Genomic DNA, 2,580 nt, shown 5'->3' on the forward strand with positions numbered 1-2,580 from the left:
CCCCGTGAACGTCTCCACCCACAACGGCTCAGCCCTCAACACCCCACGCATACAAGGGAAATGCCCAGATCACGGCCTTCTGCAACGCGCTTTAGATCGGGGGCCGGCTTCCGGAGACGCCTGAGGTGCCCGAGCGGTGGCCGGGAGCTTCGTTGTTGATCTCGACGGGGTGATGATCGGCCGGATCCTGCTGGGGAGAGCAGCCGGGCACCATCGTCCGGCTGCGAGGGGAAGGCCGATCTCGGCTAGCTGCTCCTGTACATGGGCGTGGGGATTCGGGTGCGCCGCCGAGGCGTGCGCGGTAGCACTCGGCCGGCGAGACGGCGTCCTTCCCGGCGCGCCGGTGATGCTCACCACCGCCAACGACGGGTCGATGCGCCTCGCGGCGAAGCTGGGGTTCACCGAGGTGGAGCGGTTCGAGGCATGGGGCGCCGAGGAGTGGCTCGGCATGTGGTGTCGGCGTACGGACTTCTCTGGCCCTGGCAAGATTTTCGTGAAGCTGGGGTGTGCCACTGTGTGCCGGTGACGCTCCGTCACGGGTGACGGCAGTGTCAGCGAGTGTGATGACCTCGTACGGATCATGTCTTCGCACCTGGATGCGGTGCGGGTGGAACGGGTGTGGTCGGCGGGCGGTGTGGTCCGCATCTCCGCCCGCACCCGGGAGTTGATGGTGGCGTGTCCGGACTGCGGCCGCGAGTCGGAACGGGTGCACAGCCGGTATCTCCGCACGTTGGCCGACGTCGCTGTCGGTGGCCGCCCGGTGCTGATCGTGCTGTCGGTGCGGCGGTTGTTCTGCGACAGCCCCCACTGCACTCGGCGGACATTCGCCGAGCAGGTCAAGGGGCTAACGGTGCGCTACCAGCGCCGCAGCCCGCTGCTGCAGCACCTGGTGGAGATGGCCGGTGTGTTGCTCGCCGGCCGCGGCGGCGCCCGGCTCCTGCACATCCTGAAGGTGCCGCTGTCACGGACGTGCTGTTCCACTTGATGCGCATGCGGCTGCCGTCGGCCGCGACACCGCGAGTGCTGGGCGTGGACGACTTCGCCCTGTACGCGGACGTCTACGGCACGCTGCTAGTGGATGCCGACACGCGGCTGCCGATCGACTTGTGGGCTGGGCGCGATGCCGAGCAACTGGCTGACTGGCTGCGCATGCATCCCGGCGTGCAGGTGGTCTGCCGGGACCGCTTGCTGGTCTACCGGCAGGGCATCACCGACGGAGCCTCGGACGCGGTTCAGGTCAGCGATCGCTTCCACCTCTGGCAAGGGCTTTCGAAACGGGTCTCGGACATCGCCGCCCACCGCGGCTGCCTGTTCGCCACAGTGCCTGACGCCGAACCAGCCCACCGTCCGCAGAACGGCCCGAGGCCGCCGATACTCCCGCTCGGCGCCACGCCAAGCGGCTGTTCGAGACGGTGCACGCGGTCTCCGACTCCGGCCGCTCGCTCAGCGCCATCGCCCGCGAGCTGGGACTGAACCGACGCACCGTGGCCAAGTACGCACGAGCAGCCTCCTGGCAGGAGTGCGTACGGCGCCCTCCGCCCCGCCGGTCCACGAGCCTCGATCCGTATCTGGAGTACCTGCGGCAGCGCTGGGAGGAAGGCGAGCACACCGCGACGGTGCTGCACCAGGAGATCGCCGCCAAGGGCTACTGCGGCCACTATCAGCGGGTCAAAATGGCCATCGCGCCGCTGCGTCGCGGGCTGCCGATCGACACACCGCGCGAGCGGCCACCCTCGCCCCGCCAGGCCGCACGGTGGATCATCACCACGCCGTCCCGGCGCGGCCTGCACGCGACCGAGGCACTCCGCCGGCTGTTCGAGCACTGCCCGGAGCTGGACCGAACCCACGACCTGGTACGGCAGTTCGCGGCCATGCTCGACGCCCGCGATGCCGCCCCGCTACTGGACTGGCTCGACCAACTCGCGGCCTCCCGACTTGCCGCACTTGCCGCACTGGCCGGGCTGGCCAAGGCCATGCGCGAAGACCAGCCCGCAGTCGTGCAGGGCATCACCACCCCATTCAACTCCGGCGTCAACGAAGGCCGCATCACCGACCTGAAGCTCCAGAAACGGATCACGGCCGGACGCGCGGGAGTCCCGCTACTCCGCCACCGCGTCATCCTCATGGCCCTGCTCCGACGCCGCCACCCGTGACGAAGCGTCACCGGCGCACGGTGGCACACCCCAGCTCCACGAAAATCTTGCCAGGGCCACGTTCAGGTGTACGCCGACATGTGGTCCCCGGTCGCGCCGTCCAGTTGAGTTCGTGACGGAACCGCCGAGGAGCACCTGCCCATCCACGCGCGTGGGCGGCCTGCAACCGCGAACATGAAGCCACCCGGATCGCACTGCCTGCAGAGGTGTGGAAGTACGGACAAGTTCCAGACCTGTCGGCGACACAGACCGAGCACAGGTCGGTAATCGGAGTGCACACCATGTCCGGGCCCTGGACGGCACTGAACCGGTAGCGCGAGGTGCAAGGCCCGGAGGTTGCGTCCAGAGAAGTGGTGTACGGGTTCGACCTGATCCGGGGGTTTGCTCCGGCATCGGGATGGTGCCCGCATAGTTGAACGGCCACCGG

The 2,580-nt window shown here is 68.6% G+C and carries 3 protein-coding genes and 1 pseudogene; all 4 read left to right on the forward strand.

All coding sequences use genetic code 11. The features are described from left to right. Positions 1 to 113: 113 nt before the first annotated feature. Positions 114 to 526, forward strand: a pseudogene (locus tag ACFU95_RS50860) (hypothetical protein); the annotation flags it as partial. Positions 527 to 580: 54 nt separating this feature from the next. After that, the gene (locus ACFU95_RS50865) at positions 581 to 985 is read left to right on the forward strand and encodes a transposase family protein (protein ID WP_383844734.1); all 405 of its coding nucleotides are present in this window, start codon (positions 581 to 583) and stop codon (positions 983 to 985) included. After that, complete coding sequence (locus tag ACFU95_RS50870) at positions 970 to 1,473, forward strand: transposase (RefSeq protein WP_383844737.1); 504 nt, start codon at positions 970 to 972, stop codon at positions 1,471 to 1,473. Before ACFU95_RS50865 ends, ACFU95_RS50870 begins: the two co-directional genes overlap by 16 nt. Further along, positions 1,413 to 2,153 carry a hypothetical protein gene (locus ACFU95_RS50875; RefSeq protein WP_383844740.1) on the forward strand — a complete coding sequence of 247 codons (741 nt, stop codon included), beginning with the start codon at positions 1,413 to 1,415 and terminating at the stop codon, positions 2,151 to 2,153. The genes ACFU95_RS50870 and ACFU95_RS50875 overlap by 61 nt, the downstream gene beginning before the upstream one ends. Positions 2,154 to 2,580: the final 427 nt, after the last annotated feature.

It is taken from the genome of Streptomyces sp. NPDC057623, assembly GCF_042800355.1.
Taxonomy (GTDB): Bacteria; Actinomycetota; Actinomycetes; order Streptomycetales; family Streptomycetaceae; genus Streptomyces.

Bases quoted from the DNA above. Each gene is read 5' to 3' on its own strand.
- ACFU95_RS50865 (WP_383844734.1), top strand. From the start codon at position 581: ATGTCTTCGCACCTGGATGCGGTGCGGGTGGAACGGGTGTGGTCGGCG.